This window comes from Sphingomonas sp. Leaf34, assembly GCF_001421805.1.
Taxonomy (GTDB): domain Bacteria; phylum Pseudomonadota; class Alphaproteobacteria; order Sphingomonadales; family Sphingomonadaceae; genus Sphingomonas.
Map to the genome: position 1 here is coordinate 611,765 of NZ_LMLC01000001.1, position 18,224 is coordinate 629,988.

12 protein-coding genes are annotated in these 18,224 nt (G+C 66.0%); 7 read left to right on the forward strand and 5 right to left on the reverse strand.

The window, feature by feature from the left end; all coding sequences use genetic code 11:
* Positions 1 to 49: 49 nt before the first annotated feature.
* Positions 50 to 1,021, reverse strand: coding sequence for an SDR family oxidoreductase (locus tag ASF00_RS02805; protein WP_055873805.1), 972 nt, complete (start codon positions 1,019 to 1,021; stop codon positions 50 to 52).
* Between the two features lie 116 nt (positions 1,022 to 1,137).
* On the opposite strand from ASF00_RS02805, the gene ligA reads away from it, so the two are divergent.
* Both ligA and ASF00_RS02815 read left to right on the forward strand, forming a co-directional pair.
* Positions 1,138 to 3,321, forward strand: coding sequence for an NAD-dependent DNA ligase LigA (gene ligA / locus ASF00_RS02810; RefSeq protein ID WP_055873806.1), 2,184 nt, complete (start codon positions 1,138 to 1,140; stop codon positions 3,319 to 3,321).
* Positions 3,322 to 3,536: 215 nt separating this feature from the next.
* On the forward strand, positions 3,537 to 7,007 hold the full coding sequence (locus ASF00_RS02815) for a TonB-dependent receptor (RefSeq protein WP_055873807.1): 3,471 nt from the start codon (positions 3,537 to 3,539) through the stop codon (positions 7,005 to 7,007).
* A 121-nt stretch (positions 7,008 to 7,128) separates the two neighbouring features.
* Here ASF00_RS02815 and ASF00_RS02820 read toward each other — a convergent pair whose 3' ends face one another.
* The gene (locus tag ASF00_RS02820; RefSeq protein ID WP_162233549.1) at positions 7,129 to 8,271 is read right to left on the reverse strand and encodes an acyltransferase family protein; all 1,143 of its coding nucleotides are present in this window, start codon (positions 8,269 to 8,271) and stop codon (positions 7,129 to 7,131) included.
* A gap of 88 nt (positions 8,272 to 8,359) precedes the next feature.
* Here ASF00_RS02820 and ASF00_RS02825 point away from each other — a divergent pair, with 88 nt between their 5' ends.
* The 4 genes from ASF00_RS02825 to ASF00_RS02845 all read left to right on the forward strand — a co-directional run bounded on the left by ASF00_RS02825 (position 8,360) and on the right by ASF00_RS02845 (position 13,841).
* Positions 8,360 to 9,505 (forward strand): sensor histidine kinase, encoded by a 1,146-nt coding sequence (locus ASF00_RS02825; RefSeq protein ID WP_082463178.1) that lies wholly within the window; start codon positions 8,360 to 8,362, stop codon positions 9,503 to 9,505.
* Positions 9,502 to 10,299: a LytR/AlgR family response regulator transcription factor gene (locus ASF00_RS02830; RefSeq protein WP_031393111.1), complete on the forward strand. Its 798-nt coding sequence runs from the start codon at positions 9,502 to 9,504 to the stop codon at positions 10,297 to 10,299. The genes ASF00_RS02825 and ASF00_RS02830 overlap by 4 nt, the downstream gene beginning before the upstream one ends.
* Before the next feature lie 279 nt (positions 10,300 to 10,578).
* The gene (locus ASF00_RS02835) at positions 10,579 to 11,613 is read left to right on the forward strand and encodes a cell wall hydrolase (RefSeq protein WP_200910463.1); all 1,035 of its coding nucleotides are present in this window, start codon (positions 10,579 to 10,581) and stop codon (positions 11,611 to 11,613) included.
* 359 nt (positions 11,614 to 11,972) lie between these two features.
* Positions 11,973 to 13,841 carry an ABC-F family ATP-binding cassette domain-containing protein gene (locus ASF00_RS02845; RefSeq protein ID WP_055873815.1) on the forward strand — a complete coding sequence of 623 codons (1,869 nt, stop codon included), beginning with the start codon at positions 11,973 to 11,975 and terminating at the stop codon, positions 13,839 to 13,841.
* A 336-nt stretch (positions 13,842 to 14,177) separates the two neighbouring features.
* Here ASF00_RS02845 and ASF00_RS02850 read toward each other — a convergent pair whose 3' ends face one another.
* The gene (locus ASF00_RS02850) at positions 14,178 to 14,489 is read right to left on the reverse strand and encodes a DUF3297 family protein (RefSeq protein ID WP_055873818.1); all 312 of its coding nucleotides are present in this window, start codon (positions 14,487 to 14,489) and stop codon (positions 14,178 to 14,180) included.
* A gap of 91 nt (positions 14,490 to 14,580) precedes the next feature.
* Entirely contained in the window at positions 14,581 to 14,982 is a 402-nt protein-coding gene (locus tag ASF00_RS02855; protein ID WP_055873821.1) for a hypothetical protein, read from the reverse strand.
* Between the two features lie 191 nt (positions 14,983 to 15,173).
* Here ASF00_RS02855 and ASF00_RS02860 point away from each other — a divergent pair, with 191 nt between their 5' ends.
* On the forward strand, positions 15,174 to 15,827 hold the full coding sequence (locus ASF00_RS02860) for a L,D-transpeptidase family protein (protein WP_235525575.1): 654 nt from the start codon (positions 15,174 to 15,176) through the stop codon (positions 15,825 to 15,827).
* Between the two features lie 439 nt (positions 15,828 to 16,266).
* Here ASF00_RS02860 and typA read toward each other — a convergent pair whose 3' ends face one another.
* Positions 16,267 to 18,111 (reverse strand): translational GTPase TypA, encoded by a 1,845-nt coding sequence (typA, locus tag ASF00_RS02865; protein ID WP_055873824.1) that lies wholly within the window; start codon positions 18,109 to 18,111, stop codon positions 16,267 to 16,269.
* Positions 18,112 to 18,224: the final 113 nt, after the last annotated feature.

Here is an 18,224-nt window from a genome sequence, read left to right on the forward strand (position 1 = left end):
ATTTGGGCCCCGGCCTTCGCCGGGGTGGAGTAAGGGGACGAGGCCGGCGTTACAGCACGCCGCTGCCGCCGGTCGCTGCGAACGCGCTGCCGCTGGTGAAGCTCGTGCCCGTCTCGGCCAGCGTCACGAACAGCGATGCGAGTTCGGCGGGTTGGCCCGCGCGGCCGAGCGGCGTGTCCTGGCCGAATTCGCCCATCTTGCCCGGGAGCTGACCGCCCGCGACCTGGAGCGGCGTCCAGACCGGGCCCGGCGCGATCATGTTGACGCGGATGCCCTTCTTGCCGAGCTGCTTGGCGAGCCCCTTGGTGAAGATCAGGATCGCGCCCTTGGTGGTCGCGTAATCGAGCAGCTCCTCGCCCGGATCGACCGAGTTGACCGACCCCGTGTTGATGATCGACGCGCCCGGCTTCATCAGCGGGATCGCCGCCTTGCACAGGTGGAACATCGCATAGACGTTCGTCTTCATCGTCCGGTCGAACTGCTCGACGCTGATCTCGGCAATCGACGCCTTCGACTGCTGATAGGCGGCGTTGTTGACGAGGATGTCGAGCCCGCCGAGCTCGCGTGCGGCGCGCGCGATCAGGTCGGTGCAGAATTTCGCATCGGTCAGGTCCCCGGGGATCAGCACGACCTTGCGCCCCTCGGCGCGGAGCAGCTTGGCGACGTCCTGCGCGTCGGGTTCCTCGGTCGGGTAGTAATTGATCGCGACGTCGGCGCCCTCGCGCGCGAACGCGATCACCGCCGCGCGACCGATCCCCGAGTCGCCGCCGGTGACCAGCGCCTTGCGGCCCGCGAGCCGTCCCGAACCGCGATAGCTCGCCTCGCCGCAATCGGGGACCGGGCGCATGTCGCGCTGGAGTGCTGGCCATTTCTGGCGCTGTTCGGGAAAGGGCGTCGAGACGAAGCGCGTTTGCGGATCGGCGAGCGGCGCCTGGCCTTGCGCGAATGCCGGTGCGGCGGCGGCGGCGAGGCCGGTGACGGCGGCACCCTTGAAGAGGTCGCGACGATTGGTGTCGGTCATGATGGCGGATCCTGCGAAAAATTGTCTTGGGATGTCAGCGCGCAAGTCGCGCGAATGTTCACGCCATGTTGATCGAGGTCTTGTCGAAAGGCGGCCCCCTCCCCTAACCCGGCGCGATGCCTGACCTTCCCGCGACCGAGACCGAAGCCGCCACCGAACTGAAGGCGCTCGCCGCGCAGATCGCGTATCATAACGCGCGCTATCATACCGACGACGCGCCCGAGATTAGCGATGCCGAGTATGACGCGCTGGTGCGGCGCAATGCGGCGATCGAGGCGGCGTTTCCGGCGGCGGTGCGGAGCGATTCGCCGAGCCGGACGGTGGGCGCGGCGCCTGCCGGGCACCTCGCCAAGGTCGCGCATGCCAAGGCGATGATGAGCCTCGACAATGCGTTTGCGGACGAGGAGGTCGAGGAGTTTGTCGCGCGCGTGCGCCGGTTCCTGAAGCTGGCGGATGACGCGCCGGTGGCGCTGACCGCGGAGCCGAAGATCGACGGGCTGTCGTGTTCGCTGCGGTATGAGGACGGGCGACTCGTGCAGGCGCTGACGCGCGGCGACGGGCAGGTCGGCGAGGATGTTACCGCCAATGTGAGAACCATTGCTGACATTCCCCAGACCTTGTTCCCCCGCGAAGGCGGGGGCCCAGACTGGGCCCCCGCCTTCGCGGGGGAACACGAGAGGGAGAGCATCCCCGCGGTCTTCGAGGTTCGCGGCGAGGTGTATATGGCGAAGGACGACTTCGCCGCGCTCAATGCGCGCCTGCTCGCCGAGGCCGAGGAGACCGGCAAGGACGCGCGGCAGTTCGCCAATCCGCGGAACGCCGCCGCCGGATCGCTGCGCCAGAAGGATGCGAGCGTGACCGCGAGCCGGACGCTCCGGTTCCTCGCGCATGGCTGGGGCGAGGCGAGCGTCGTGCCGGGCGAGACGCAGGCCGAGGTGGTCGACACGCTGCGCGGCTGGGGCTTTCCGATCGCCGACGGGTTTGCGCGAGTCGAGGGGACGGCCGCGGCGCTCGACGTGTACCGAAAAATCGAAGCTGAGCGCGCCGACCTGCCGTTCGATATCGACGGCGTGGTCTACAAGGTCGACCGGCTCGACTGGCAGGCGCGGCTGGGTCAGGTCGCCAAGGCGCCGCGCTGGGCGATCGCGCACAAGTTTCCGGCCGAGCGCGCGCAGACATTGCTCGAACGGATCGACATCCAGGTCGGGCGGACAGGCGCGATGACTCCGGTCGCGCGGCTGTCGCCCGTCACCGTCGGCGGCGTCGTCGTGACCAACGCGACGTTGCACAATGCCGACGAGATCGAGCGACTCGGCGTGCGGCCGGGCGACCGCGTGCTGGTGCAGCGCGCGGGCGACGTCATCCCGCAGATCGTTGAGAATCTGACCCCCGACGTGGACCGCGACGCGTATGTCTTCCCGCATAGCTGCCCCGAATGCGGCTCTGCCGCCGAGCGCGAGGAGGGCGAGGTCGTCTATCGCTGCACCGGCGGGCTGATCTGCCCGGCGCAGCGAGTCGAGCGGCTGATCCATTTCGCGTCGCGCCATGCGTTCGACATTGGCGGGCTCGGCCAGACGCTGATCGAGGCGTTTTTCCGCGACGGGCTGATCGCATCGCCGGCGGACATTTTCCGTCTAACCGAAGAGCAACTCGCTGCGCGGAAAAAGGACGGGCGCGTCTGGGCAGCCAAGGTGATCGCTGCGATCGAGGCCAAGCGGACGATCCCGCTCGACCGGTTCCTGTTTTCGCTCGGCATCCGCCACGTCGGCGAGATCACCGCGCGCGACCTTGCGCGCCGCTATGCGTCGGCGAGGGCGCTCGGCAGCGTGCTGCGGCACGCGGTGTTCCTGCGCGGCCGGATCGAGCCGGTGATCGGCGAATCCGAGCGCAAATTCGTCCTGCGCCGCGACAGGCTGCTAGTCGCAGCGATCGAGACCGCGGGCATCGGCCCCGAGGTTGCAAGCGCGCTAATCGGCTTCTGTGCCGAGCCGCATAACCGCCGCGTCGTGTTCGACCTGTTGCGCGAGGTGAAGCCCGCCGACGTGATCCACGAGACGCGCGAATCGCCGGTGACCGGGCAGATCCTTGTCTTCACCGGCAGCCTCGAGACGCTCAGCCGCGACGAGGCCAAGGCGCAGGCCGAGGCACTCGGCGCGCGCGTGGCAGCCTCGGTCTCGAGCAAGACCGGGCTCGTGATCGCAGGGCCGGGTGCGGGCTCGAAACTGAAAAAAGCGACTGATCTCGGCATCCGCGTCATCACCGAGGCCGAGTGGGCGGAGATCGTCGCCGCCGCGGACTGACGCTGGCCGTCACGCCTCGTTTGAAGGTTGGTTCCCGGATCGACGAGATCGGTCGAATTGCGTTGCTATTTTGCAACGCAACACCGCCGAGTGCGTCTGTGACAATTCGCTACTCGCCAATGTCACATATCCGAAATATTCAAAGTGCAGGGCCGGATTAACACGACATGAAGTCGCGAAATCCAGAGCAAAGCGCTCAAAAGGGGTAATTACTGATGCGGAACAACCTTTTCCTGGGTGTGGCAGTGGTCGCGCTCGTCGCGCCGATGGCCGCGTCGGCACAGGAAACCACATCGTCGATCCGCGGCACCGTGACCGCCGATGGCGCACCGATCAACGGTGCTACGGTTGAGATCACGAGCGCGGCGACGGGTTCGCGTTCGACCGCAACCACCGACGGGTCGGGCACGTTCAACGTCAACGGTCTTCGCCCCGGCGGCCCCTACACCGTTTCCGTCGCTGCGGCCGGCTATGGCAGCAAGCAGGTGACCGACGTCAACATCACCGTGGCGCAGGCATTCGACCTCCCCGTCGAGCTGGCTACCGATGTCGCCGGCGGCGCTGACGAGATCGTCGTGACCGCCGCGAGCCTGCCCAATGCGCGGTCGATCTCGCAGGGGCCGACGACCGTCCTCAATGCCCGCGAGATCGCCAATATCGCCACGGTCAACCGCGACATCCGCGATCTCGAGCGCCGCGATCCGTTCGCCCGTCTCGACGACAGCCCCTCGGGCGGCCGTTCGGTTTCGTTCGCCGGCCAGAACGCGCGCTACAACCGCTTCACCGTCGATGGCGTGTCGGTCAGCGACAATTTCGGTCTCAACAGCGACGGCCTGCCGAGCCGCCGCTCGCCGATCCCGCTCGATGCGATCGGCCAGTTCCAGGCGCAGGTTGCGCCTTATGACGTCCGCCAGGGCAATTTCCAGGGCGGCGCGATCAATATCGTGTTGAAGTCGGGCACCAACGACTTCCACGGCACCGGCTTCTATTCGCAGTCGCGCGACGAGTTCGTCGGCAAGCGCACCAAGGACCTGCGCGTCAGCGTCCCCAACTTCAAGACCGAGAATTACGGCGCAGAGCTGTCCGGCCCGATCATCAAGGACAAGCTGTTCTTTATGGTCGCCGGCGAGCGCCTGCGCGGCGGACGCCCGATCGCCGAGGGTCCGACGGACAACAACGCCGGCACCAGCATTCCGGGCATCACCCAGTCGCAGGTCGACCAGATCAGCGCCATCGCCAACTCGGTCTATGGCTACAACACCGGCGGCGTGCTGCGTAACCTCGGCGACAAGGACGACCGCGTCGTCGCCAAGATCGATGCGAACATCACCGACAGGCAGCGTCTGTCGCTGACCTACACCTACGCGAACGACGCGATCAATCTGCTGCAGAACACCTTCCCGACGGCGCCGACCGGGCTTGGCTTGGCGTCCAACGCCTATGTTCAGGGCAACCGCCTGCACACCGGCGTCGCGCAGCTGAACTCGGAATGGTCGGACAGCTTCTCGACCGAAGTCCGCGGCTTCTACAAAAACTACAAGCGTATCCAGGATCCGTTGCTCGGCCGCGGCTTCGCGCAGTTCCGCGTCTGCACCAACCCTACGGCCACGGTTGCGGCGGCAGGGCTGACCGTCTCGCCGACCGCTTGCGAGAACAACGCCGGGACCGTGTCGTTCGGTCCGGACAGCTCGCGCCAGACCAACGAACTGCGTACCGAGACCTGGGGTGGCCTGGTCCAGGCACGCCTGACCATGAACGACCATGACGTCCGCGTCTTCACCGAGGTCTCGAGCGTCTCGATCTTCAACTCGTTCCTGCAGAACAGCGCAGGCAGCTATTACTTCGACTCGATCGCCGACCTGCAGAACCGCAATGCGGGGTCGTTTGCGTACGGCAACGCGATCGTGGGCAATAACGGACTGTCGGCACTCGATCCCAATGCCGCCGCGGCGCAGTTCGGCTACCAGAGCTACACGTTCGGCGTGATGGACTCGTGGAAGGTGACGCCGACGCTGAACGTCAGCTTCGGCGCACGCTACGACCTGTATGCGATGGACGACAATCCGCCGCTCAGCTCCGCCTTCGCCGGCCGCTATGCGAACGGCGCGATCGTCAACGGCCAGCGCATCAACATCAACAACAACAGCGCGAACATCTCCGGGTTCGGCCTGTTCCAGCCGCGTGCCGGGTTCGACTGGAAGCCTGCACAGCGCGTCAGCATCCGCGGCGGCGGCGGCGTCTTCGGCGGCGGCACCCCCGACGTCTATGTATCGAACAGCTTCTCGAACACGGGCGTCCTGACCAATTCGTTTAGTGTCAGCCGCACCCTGACCGGGTTCAACGGCTTCCCGGCCGGCACCCCGGCTGCGACGCAGGCGGCAACTGCCGCAGCGCTGTTGACCGGCGTCACCGGGACGTCGGTGCCGACCGCGGCCAACACGTTCCTGACCAGCGGTTCGGCGCCGGCCAACGCGACGGTCAATGCACTCGACCCGAACTTCAAGATCCCGTCGCAGTGGCGCGCCACGCTGACGGGCGAGTACACCGCGAACCTCGGCCCGCTCGGCGACGATTGGGTGTTCGGTGCCGACCTTCTCTACTCGAAGGTTCGCGATCAGGTGTATTTCACCGACATCCGTTCGGTGCCGATCGCCGGTTCGCTGACCCCAGACGGCCGCCAGCGCTACCAGAACCTGATCGATGGCGGTGCGACCAGCACCAATACCAACACCGACATCCTGCTGACCAACACCAACAAGGGCCGCGCGTACATCGCCGTCGCACGTCTCGAAAAGGCATGGGATTCGGGGCTGAGCATCAACGGCAGCTTCACCTATCAGGACGTCAAGGACGCCGCGCCGGCAACGTCGTCGACCGCAGGGTCGAACTATTCCAACGGTGCGTTCGTCGATCCAAACAACGTCGCCTATGGCATCTCGAACGACCAGGTTAAGTACTTCTTCAAGTACGGCGTGAATTACGATCACGCCTTCTTCGGGGACTATAAGACCACGTTCGCGCTGTTCGGCGAATCGCGTATCGGCCACCCGTTCAGCTACACGTTCCAGGACTTCGGCAATAACGGCAGCGGCCGCGCATCAGTGTTCGGCACCACGGGCGTCAGCTCGAACTCCGGCACAGGCGGCAACCGCTATCTGATGTACGTACCGACGCTCGACGACGCGAAGGTCTCGTACAGCAGCGCGGCGGTCCGCGATGCGGTCAACGCGTTCATCGACTCGTCGGGGCTGGGCAAGTATCGCGGCAAGACGGCGCCGCGCAACGGCTTCAACTCGAAGTGGTTCACGCGTCTCGACCTTCACGTCGCGCAGGAAATACCGACTTTCGTCGGCGGCTCGCGTGTCACGCTGTTCGCGGACATCGAGAACTTCACGAACTTCCTGAACAAGAACTGGGGCCAGCAGCGCGAATACGTGTTCCCGTACAACACCCCGGTGGTCCGCGTGCAGTGCTTGCAGGCCGTGGTTCCGACCGGCATCGCACCCGGCTCCGCCAATCCTGCCGGTGGCAACTATGGCGCAGTGGCGACCAACGCCGGACAGGCCTGCGCACAATATCGCTACTCGCCGGTCGGCGGCAGCGCGACGTTCTCGCCGCAGCCTGATCAGGTGTATGTGAACCAGTCGCTCTACTCGATCCGTATCGGCGCACGCTTTACCTTCTAAGCGGCGTCCGGCCCGATCGGTCGAACAAGGCCGCCGTTCCTTTCAGGGGAGCGGCGGCCTTTTTCGTGCAACGCGCGAGTCGGGTACCGGGTGTCGGCTATGCTTTCGCTGCGATGCTCGGTTAGGCTTGGGCCAGATGGCCTGTTTTGGATGCGGAAGGGGCATTTGCGGCCGCGCGGGCGCGACGCTCGGTCCAGACCGCCCACTGCCATGCCGCGACGACCGCTACGGCCAGCGTCACGAGACGAATGGCCGCCAGCACCACACTCGACCTTCCCTCGCCGACCATCTCGCCCGCCCGGATCAGCGGCAGGTGCAGCGCGTAGAGCGGATAGGAGATCGCCCCCAGACGCCCGGCCACCTGCGTGAGCGCAGGCGACAGAGTGGCATGTGCGGCCAGCCAGACCAGTGGCGGAAAGACGAGCGTCACGATCACCGGATCGAAATAGCGCAGGCTCCCGATCGAGCTCGCACCCAGCCACAGCACCAGTGGCAAGGCGACCAGCGACACGGTTGAACGCCATCGGCCAGCCAGCGACCGGCGCTCCGGAGCAGCAAGGCTGGACGCGCCAACAGCGCGGGATTGCCACCACCGGCCGAGAACTATGCCGCAGAGATACGAGAAGGCGACCCGCACGAACCCCGCATACCAGGTATGCCCGACATCACCGATCGCCAGACTGTGCTCGCGGTACACCAGCAGAAAGAGCCCGGCGGCCGTCGGCAGCAATAACGCGGCGCAGACGCGCGTGGTCAGTCGGTACAGCAAAGTCGCATGTACTGCATTGGCGACGAACTCGACCAGCAGCGACCATTGCACGCCGTTCAGCGGGAACACCTGAAACCGGCCCGCGAACACCGGCATGAAACAGAGCTGCACGAGCGTCTGCACCGCCAGCGCGGTGATCGGCACGCCGTCCAGCCAGCACACCGCCGCCCCCAGCACGATCCCCATCGCCATCGTCGGCCATAGACGCCGGATCCGCAGCGCCAGGAACGTCCTCGCGCGCAGCCCCTCACGCATCGCGCCCTCGTAACGGATCGCCAGGACGAAACCGCTCAGCAGGAAGAAAAAATCGACGGCGATATAGCCGTGCGCCCAGAACCCGGCCAACCCGTAGAAGAATTCCGCATGGTGAAGCATGACGAAGACCGCGGCTACACCCCGCAACAGGTCCAGCCCGACCCGGTGCCCGCCCGCGACAGAGGATGCCGCAGACGATCGCAGCGGCGCGGTTTCGGTGGTGGTAGGTATCGGATGCATCATCCGGACATAGCCCGCACCATGTTAAGATCGGACGAACCACCCCTGTTTTGCGCATGCCTTGCGCCACGTGTAAGAGCGCAGGCCGATGGCTATTTCTCCTGCCCCGCCCCCCGGCTCCTCCGCCCTCAATTCGGCTCGGCGCCTGCCTTTCACCGCGCGGCCGTTCTTCGAGAACAAGGCGCGGGCGTTCTGGATCCTGCAGGCGGTCGGCTGGAGTGGCTATCTGTTGCTGCGCGGCGTCGTGTCGATCTCGAACGGGCTGTCGCTCGACGGGGTGATCCCGGTGATCGTCGAGGCGATCGTTGGCTATTGCATCACGCTGCTGCTCTCGACGATGTACGGTCAGTATCGGCGGATGAACCGGCTGGTCGGGATCTTCCTGACGATCGCGACGCTGGCCGCGGCCACGTTCCTGTACGCGGTGCTCGATGCGTTCACCTTCTCGTTCATCGCGACGTCGACGCCGGGGGTGACGCTCACCCGGCTGCTGGGATCGGTGTACGTGACCTTCACCGTGCTGTTCGGCTGGTCGGCGCTGTATTTCGGGATCAACTTCTACCTGATCGTCGAGCAGCAGATCGACCAGATGGAGCATCTGGAGAACCAGGCGTCGTCGGCGCAGCTGGCGATGCTGCGCTATCAGCTCAACCCGCATTTCCTGTTCAACACGCTGAACTCGATCTCGACGCTGGTGCTGCTCAAGCAGACCGAGCGGGCGAACGCGATGCTCAGCCGGTTGTCGTCGTTCCTGCGCTATACATTGGCGAACGAGCCGACCGCGCACGTCACCGTCGCGCAGGAGGTCGATCAGCTGAAGCTGTATCTCGAGATCGAGAAGATGCGCTTCGAAGACCGGATGCGCCCCAAATTCGACATCGATCCGCGCGCCGAACGCGCCCGCCTGCCCTCGCTGCTGCTGCAGCCGCTGGTCGAGAACGCGATCAAATATGCCGTCACGCCGCAGGAAGAGGGCGCCGATATCCATGTCGAAGTGCGGCTCGCCGGGGAACGCGTGCAGATCGCCGTATCCGATACCGGTCCGGGCTTGATCGAGGGCCGGATCGGGTCAAGCCATTCGACAGGCGTGGGGCTCGCTAATATTAGAGACAGGTTGGCTCAGGCATATGGCCCCGACCACCGTTTCGAAACCCGCTCCACGCCCGCTGGCGGCTTCTCGGTCGAGATCGAGATTCCGTATCAGCTTGAAGACGTGAACAGAGAGGCCGCATGACCATCCGTACCATTCTCGTCGACGACGAACCGCTGGCGATCCAGGGGCTCGAGCTCCGCCTCCAGGCGCATGAAGACGTCGAGATCATCGAAAAATGCTCGAACGGCCGCGAGGCGATTCGTGCGATCAAGACGCACAAGCCCGACCTCGTCTTCCTCGATATCCAGATGCCGGGGTTCGACGGCTTCTCCGTCGTGCAGGGTTTGATGGAGGTCGAACCGCCTTTGTTCGTGTTCGTCACCGCCTATTCGGATCACGCCTTGCGCGCGTTCGAGGCGCAGGCGGTCGATTACCTGATGAAGCCGGTCGAGGAATCGCGGCTCGCCGACACGATCGAGCGCGTGCGCCAGCGCCTGAGCGAAAAGCGCGGCGTCGAGGAAGTCGACCGGTTGCGCGAAGTGCTCGCCGACGTGGCGCCGGATGCGGCGGCCGACATGCCGGACGGCGACGCGGTATCGGCCAACCGGTTCGAGAAGCTCATCAACATCAAGGATCGCGGCCAGATCTTCCGCGTCGACGTCGACACGATCGAGCGGATCGATGCGGCCGGCGATTACATGTGCATCTATACCGGCGACAACACGCTGATCCTGCGCGAGACGATGAAGGACCTGGAGAAGCGGCTCGACCCGCGCCGGTTCCAGCGCGTGCATCGCTCGACGATCGTGAACCTGGACCTGGTGAAGCAGGTGAAGCCGCACACCAATGGTGAATGCTTCCTGGTGCTCAATTCGGGGGCAAGCGTGAAGGTGTCGCGGTCGTATCGCGACGTGGTGGCGCGGTTCGTCCACTGAGGCTTGCGGCCGAGCGCGTGCCTCTGCCCCACTTCCCGTCATCCTGACGAAAGTCAGGATCCAGAGCCATTGAGGGCAACGCCCGTTACTCTGCTTGCTGACTTCCGTCAGGATGACGGAGGCGGAGGGGTTGGCGGCGGTGGGCTTGAAGGCGCCCCCCTACCCAGTCCGTCCTTGCCGATCGAGGTCCCGACTTTCGTCGGGATGACGGGGGATGTGCTCTCCTCCGGGGGCGCCCTCGTTAACCAGTCCCTAAACCCGCGCGCGTAGAGCGGGCGGATGAAGATGTCGGGTTTCGGCCTTTATCCGCATGCGCTGATCAGCCTGCCCGCGTTGGTGATGGCGACGTCGTGCGTGCCGGCCGACCGGCCTGCGGCGATCGCGCGTGTCCAGCCCGAGCGCAACGCGCGCGCGTTGCTGGGGCGGATGGCGTTGCATGTGCCCGACGACATCTCGGCGAAGATCGCGACGACGGCGCCCGATGCGCCACTCGCCGCCGCAGCCCCGTTCGTCGCCCCGCCCTTTCTCACCGCGCGCTCTGTGGACGATGCGGGTCGGGCGGCCGACTGCCTGACCGCAGCGGTCTATTACGAAGCGCGGTCGCAGTCGGAAGAGGGCCAGCGCGCCGTTGCGCAGGTCGTGCTCAACCGCGTGCGCGACCGAGCCTTTCCGAACAGCGTGTGCGGCGTCGTCTATCAGGGTGCGGAGCGGCGGACGGGGTGCCAGTTCAGCTTCACCTGTGACGGGTCGATGGCGCGGGCGCGCGAACCGGGCGCCTGGGAGCGCGCGCAGGGGGTCGCGACGGCGGCACTTGGCGGGAGCGTGTACGCGCCGGTCGGGGCGGCGACGTCGTTTCATACCACGAGCATCCTGCCATGGTGGGCCTCCAGTCTCGCGCGGATCACGACGGTCGGGGCGCATGTCTTCTATCGCTGGCAGGGCGCGCTGGAGCGGGCGCTGACGTTTCGGCAGGCCTATGCCGGGGTGGAGCCGGCGTGGCGCGGTGGTGGGAGTACCACCGGTAGCGGCGTGACGGCGGTTGCGGCGCAGATTGCCGGGGTTTCGGTGCATTACGGCAATCGGGACGACGTCTCGGACGTGGATGCGGTCGCAAGCGTGGCCGCGGCGCCGGCGGATGCGGTGCACGGCGTGACGGTTCACCGGGGGGTGACCCGCTCGGTGTCGACGATGGCAAGCGCGAGGGACGTGCAGACCCGGTTGGTGTCGGGCGTTCGGGTTCATGTCGGCGGGCGGGCGTCTCCGACGCTTGGCGGTGGCGAGGGTTTGGACGCGGTCGTCTCGGACGAAAGCTAGCCTCTCCAAAAGCCGCCCCCCCGGCGAAGGCCGGGGCCCAATTGGGAAACGTCGCTAACGGCGGGCGGTGCTCCGTTACGACGACCTCTCCATTTGGGCCCCGGCCTTCGCCGGGGTGGTGCTCGGAGGCTGGGTCAGTGACCTGATCCTCCCCCGCTAGGGGGAGGTGGCTGGCACTTGCCAGACGGAGGGGGAGGTTAGCGATAACGGCTGTTGCGTGTCCTCCCCCTCCGTCGCCTTCGGCGCCACCTCCCCCTGGCGGGGGAGGATCGAGACGGCATCGGACTGGGGAATCGCGCGCGAACGCGGCCCCTTCCCCACTCTCGCAAAACCATGCTGCATCTGCTAACGGCACGCGCATGCTGAACCTGAACAACATCACGGTGCGCCTGGGCGGACGCGTTATCCTCGATGGCGCCACGGCCGCGTTGCCGCCGGGCAGCCGCGTCGGGCTGATCGGGCGCAACGGCGCGGGCAAGTCGACGATGGTGCGCGTGATTGCAGGCCAGCTCGAACCCGATGACGGCTCGGCCGACATGCCCAAGGGCGCGCGCATCGGCTATCTCGCGCAGGAAGCGCCGCACGGCGTGAAGACGCCGTTCGAAACCGTGCTCGAAGCCGATCTCGAGCGCGCCGCGCTGATGATCGAGAGCGAGACGAGCGAGGATCCCGACCGGCTGGGCGACGTGTACGAGCGACTGATCGCGATCGACGCCTACACCGCACCCGCACGCGCCGCGCAGATCCTGCTCGGCCTCGGCTTCGACGAGGACATGCAGGCGCGGACGCTCGACAGCTTCTCGGGTGGCTGGAAGATGCGCGTGGCGCTCGCCGCTCTGCTGTTCTCGCAGCCGGACCTGCTGCTGCTCGACGAGCCGTCGAACCATCTCGATCTCGAAGCGGTGATGTGGCTCGAGGACTTCCTCAAGGGCTACAAGGCGACGATCGTGGTCGTCAGCCACGAGCGCGATTTCCTCAACAACGTCGTCGATCACATCCTGCATCTGCAGGGCGGCAAGATCACGCTGTATCCCGGCGGCTATGACGCGTTCGAGCGCCAGCGCGCCGAGCGTTTGGCCCAGATCGAGGCGGCGCGCGCCAACCAGGCGGTGCAGCGCGAGAAGCTGCAGGAATATATCGCCAAGAACAGCGCACGCGCCTCGACCGCGAAGCAGGCGCAGTCGCGCCAGAAGATGCTGTCGAAGATGCAGCCGATCGCCGAGAGCTATAACGATCCGACGCTGTCGTTCGGCTTCCCCAATCCGACCGAGCTGCGCCCGCCGCTCATCACGCTCGACATGGCGACGGTGGGCTATGCCGACGTGCCGATCCTGAAGCGGCTCAATATGCGGCTCGATCCCGACGACCGCGTCGCGCTGCTCGGGCGCAACGGCAACGGCAAGACCACGCTCGCGCGGCTGCTCGCGGCGCAGCTGACGCCGATGGATGGCGAGATGGCGTCGTCGGGCAAGATGAAGGTGGGGTATTTCACCCAGTATCAGGTCGAGGAACTCGATCCGACCGATTCGCCGATCGAGCATATGTCGCACCTGATGAAGGGCGCGACGCCGGCCGCCGTGCGCGCGCAGCTTGGGCGGTTCGGCTTCTCGGGCGACAAGGCGACGACGCGGGTCGGCAAGCTGTCAGGTGGCGAGCGCGCAAGGCTAGCCTTGGCGCTGATCACGCGCGATGCGCCGCATCTGCTGATCCTCGATGAGCCGACCAACCATCTCGACGTCGATGCGCGCGAGGCGCTGGTGCAGGCGCTCAACGCCTATACCGGCGCCGTCGTGCTGGTCAGCCATGATCGCCACATGCTCGAGCTGACCGCCGACCGGCTGGTGCTGGTCGACGACGGGACGGCGAAGGAATTCGACGGCAGCCTCGACGATTACATCGCGTTCGTCCTGAAGGGCGATGGCGGCAAGGGCGATGCGGCGTCGAAGGCCGACAAGAAGGCGGGCAAGAAGGCCGCGGCGGAGGCCAAGAGCAACGACGCGGCGCTGCGCAAGACGCTGCGCGAGGTCGAGGAGCAGACCGCCAAGTTCACCAAGGAGCGCAACGCGATCGATCGCGCGATGGTTGATCCGGCGACTGCGGAGCCGCGCTTCTCGCGGATGTCGATGGGCGACCTCAGCAAGCGTCGTGCCGAGGTGAATGCCAAGCTGGAGGCGAGCGAGGCGAAGTGGCTCGAGGCGAGTGAGGCGCTGGAGGGCGTGGCGGCGTAAACTTCCCTCCGTCATCCTGACGAACGTCAGGACCAGAGTTACGGACGATGGCGCGCGTAACTCCGGATCCTGGGTCGAGCCCAGGATGACGGGCTAGGTTTCGCCTAACCCCAACCGTCATCCCAGCGAACGCTGGGATCTCCCGGTTCGAGTCGCGACGCCAGCCAACGGGGATACCCCAGCTTTCGCTGGGGTGACGGATCTGGGCGGGCGGCCGCCATATTTCAGATGCTGTCCGCGCGCGGGTGGTCTCCCGCGAAGGCGGGAGACCAGACTGGGTCCCCGCCTTCGCGGGGAAACAGGTAGTTCGGGGGCTAAGCGCCGAACGCTTCGGGCTCAGCCCTCGTCGGCGTCGCTTGCCGCGGGGCGCTCGAACCAAGCCTCGACCGGGCCGACCAGCTTCAGCGTCAGCGGGTTGCCGTTGCGATCGACCTTCTTGCCGAGCGCGACCCGGATCCAGCCTTCCGAGATGCAATATTCCTCGACGTCGTGGCGGATGCCGTCCTTGAAGCGGATGCCGATGCCGCGCTCGAGCAGGTCCTGCTTGAAGAACGGGCTGCGGTGATTGATCGACAGACGATCCGGGGGCGTGTCGCCCGCTGCGGTGGTCGGGGTGTCGGTCTCGGGCGTGTTGGGCGTGTCGGTCATGGTCGCGCGTCTAGCGGCAACCGGCGGGGACGCGCCACAAAAAAGCGGCGCCGGGATTGCTCCCGACGCCGGTCTTTCGCTCTGCAGGGGGTCAGCTACAGACCTGTACCGCGACGCGATCGCCGTAATAGGGATCGACCCGCCACTCGTTCCAGCACCGCGGACGATAGTCCTCTCGGTAATAGGTCCGCACGGGCGGCGCGTAATAGTTCACCGCCGGCGGGGCGTAATAGCCGCCATTGTAATAGCCGCGATCATAATAGCGGTTGCGGTTGCTGCTGCTGGCGATCGCCGCGCCGACGCCGAGGCCAAGGATACCGCCCAGCACCGCCGCACCGGCTGCGTTGCCACCGCCACGATGGCCGTGCCAGCCGCCGCCATAGCCACGGCCATAACCGCGACCCCAGCGCTGTGCATCCGCCGGTACTGCCGCTGTCAGCGCCGTTGCCGCGAGCGCGACGCCCAAGCCTGCCTTCTTCAAAAACCCGTTCATCTTTTCGAACTCCGTTACTAGTTACGCCCGGTCCGCTTGGGACAAACGCATAAGTGTCCGACCGTGTTTCAGGCTTTGGGCGATTCGGCCTGAACCGGGTCGGAACGGGCTGTTAACCCACGGTATAGCTGCGGCGCTGGGCTTCGTTTACGAATTTGGGGTAGGGAGGCGGGATGCGCAGGACCATGACGATGCGAGCGATCGCCTTTGCCGTTCTGGCGGGCAGTGCGGTACTGATCGGCGGACTGGCCTTGTCGGGGTCGCCGGTGACGGTGCGCGCCGCGGAGGCGCCGATACGCGCCGCCAAGGCGCAGGTCGCGGCACCGGTGCGCGCGCTGCCGCCGAAGCCTGCGCCGGTCGTCGCCGCCGCCCCTGCCGACGGCTATGTCGTCAAGCGCGTGCTGGATGTGCCCGAGCCGCTGCGCCACGGCGCCTATTACTGGGATACCGAGGGCGTGCCCGAGGGGCCGATCGTGATCACCGTCGACCTCGTCGCGCAGACCTTGTCGATCTTTCGCGCAGGCTATGAGATCGGGACGGCGGCGGTGATCTATGGCGCGGACGAGAAGCCGACGCCGCTGGGCGTGTTCACGATCACGCAGAAGGACGCGCATCACGTGTCGAACCTGTACGGCGCGCCGATGCCCTACATGCTGCGGCTGACCAACGACGGTGTCTCGATCCATGGCAGCGCGCTGATGGACGGGAAATATGCGACGCATGGCTGCGTCGGCGTGCCGACCGCGTTTGCCAAGCTGATCTTCGGGCAGGTGAAGCTTGGGGATCGGGTGATCGTGACGAGTGGCGAGATGCTGGAACGCGGCGGGCGGATTACTGCGGCTTGAGGGGATGGGGTATACGCGCTCGCCGTACCCTGCCCTCACCTTTTACCGCCTGCGGCGTCTTCCTCTCCCGGTGCGAGACGATTGTGCGCGCGCAATCATATCCACAAGGCAGCCATTCCCCGGCGCAGGCCGGGGTCCAGTTGGGCGACGTCGCCAACGAAGGGCGGCGCTCCGTTACTGCGACCTTTCCACCTGGACCCCGGCCTTCGCCGGGGAGGGGCAGAGTTAGGTTACTAAACCGGATCGGGTGCTGACGCCTCGGGGCTTCGGGCGTAGTGGCGCGACCTTCGGTCTTTCGTGTCGAAAAAAAGAGGCCGGAGGTTTCCCCCCGGCCTCTTTCTCGTTTCACGGAGCGCGCCGCGGCGAAGCCGCGTCGTCGGACCTCGCTTTAGCGAGGCCGGCCGAGCTTGTAAGCCTGGCCGGCTTCGCCGTGCCGGGCTTACGCGCTTTGCTTAGCGCGGCTCGCCCGCTTGCGCTCGTTCGCATCGAGGAAGCGCTTGCGCAGACGGATCGACTTCGGCGTGACTTCGACCATCTCGTCGTCGTCGATATACGCGATCGCCTGCTCCAGCGTCGCACGCTTCGGCGGGGACAGGCGGACCTGGTCGTCCTTGCCGCCCGAGGCGCGGAAGTTGGTCAGCGCCTTGGTCTTCATCGGGTTGACCTCGAGGTCGTCCGGCTTGGCGTTCTCGCCGACGATCATGCCCTCATAGAGCGCCTCGCCGTGACCCACGAACAGGATGCCGCGCTCTTCGAGCGGACCCAGTGCGTAGTTGTTCGCTTCGCCCGACCCGTTCGAGATCAGCACGCCGTTCTTGCGGCCTTCGATCTGGCCCTTGTGCGGACCGTACTTCTCGAACAGCCGGTTCATGATCCCCGTGCCGCGCGTGTCGGACAGGAATTCACCGTGATAGCCGATCATCCCGCGCGACGGCGCCGAGAAGGTGATGCGGGTCTTGCCGCCGGTCGACGGACGCATGTCGGTCATCTCGGCCTTACGGATGTTCATCTTCTCGACGACGGTGCCCGAATGCTCCTCGTCGACGTCGATGATGACGGTCTCGTACGGCTCGGTCTTCTTGCCGTCCTCGTCCTCGCCGAACAGCACGCGCGGACGCGAGATGCCGAGCTCGAAGCCTTCGCGGCGCATCGTCTCGATCAGCACGCCCAGCTGAAGCTCGCCGCGGCCGGCGACTTCGAAGCTGTCCTTGTCGGCTGCCTCGGTCACCTTCACGGCGACGTTCGACTCGGCTTCGCGGAACAGGCGCTCGCGGATCATGCGCGACGTCACCTTGGTGCCCTCGCGGCCCGCCATCGGCGAATCGTTCACGGCAAAACGCATCGACAGCGTGGGGGGATCGATCGGCTGCGCGTGCAGCGGCTCGGTCACCGTGATGTCGGCGATCGTGTCGGCGACGGTCGCAACCGAAAGCCCTGCGAGCGAGATGATGTCGCCGGCCTTGGCTTCGTCGACCGGCACGCGGTCGAGGCCACGGAACGACATGATCTTGGACGCACGACCCGTCTCGATGATCTTGCCGTCGTTATCGAGCGCGTGGATCGCCTGGTTGGTCTTCACGGTACCCGAATTGACGCGACCGGTGAGGACGCGACCGAGGAACGGATCGCGGTCGAGCAGCGTGACGAGGAAGGTGAACGGCACGCCAGCGACTTCCACGGCCGGAGGCGGCACGTGCTTCACGATCGTCTCGAACATCGGGATCAGCGTGCCTTCGCGCGCGTCCATGTCGGTCGAGGCATAGCCGTTGCGGCCCGATGCGTAGAGCACGGGGAAATCGAGCTGGTCGTCATTCGCGTCGAGCGACACGAACAGATCGAACACTTCGTCGAGCACTTCCTGGATGCGCGCGTCGTTACGGTCGACCTTGTTGACGACGACGATCGGCTTGAGGCCGAGGGCCAGCGCCTTGCCGGTGACGAACTTGGTCTGCGGCATCGCGCCTTCCGACGAATCGACCAGCAGGACGACGCCGTCGACCATCGACAGGATGCGCTCGACTTCGCCGCCGAAATCGGCGTGGCCGGGCGTGTCGACGATGTTAATGCGGATGCTCTCGCTCTCGCCCGGGGGCATCCAGTCGACCGAGGTCGGCTTGGCGAGAATGGTGATCCCACGCTCCTTTTCGAGGTCGTTCGAATCCATTGCGCGCTCTTCGACGCGCTGGTTGTCGCGGAAGGTGCCGGACTGGCGGAAGAGCTGGTCGACCAGCGTCGTCTTGCCGTGATCGACGTGCGCAATGATCGCCACGTTGCGGAGGCTCATGAATGTATTCTCTTGAAACGAGGAACGGGGTTGGCGCGCGCCATAGCGTAATTGTTGCGCCGCGGGAAGACCGGGCGGGTTCGGGGCCTCACCACCCCTGCCGTCCTCCTGAC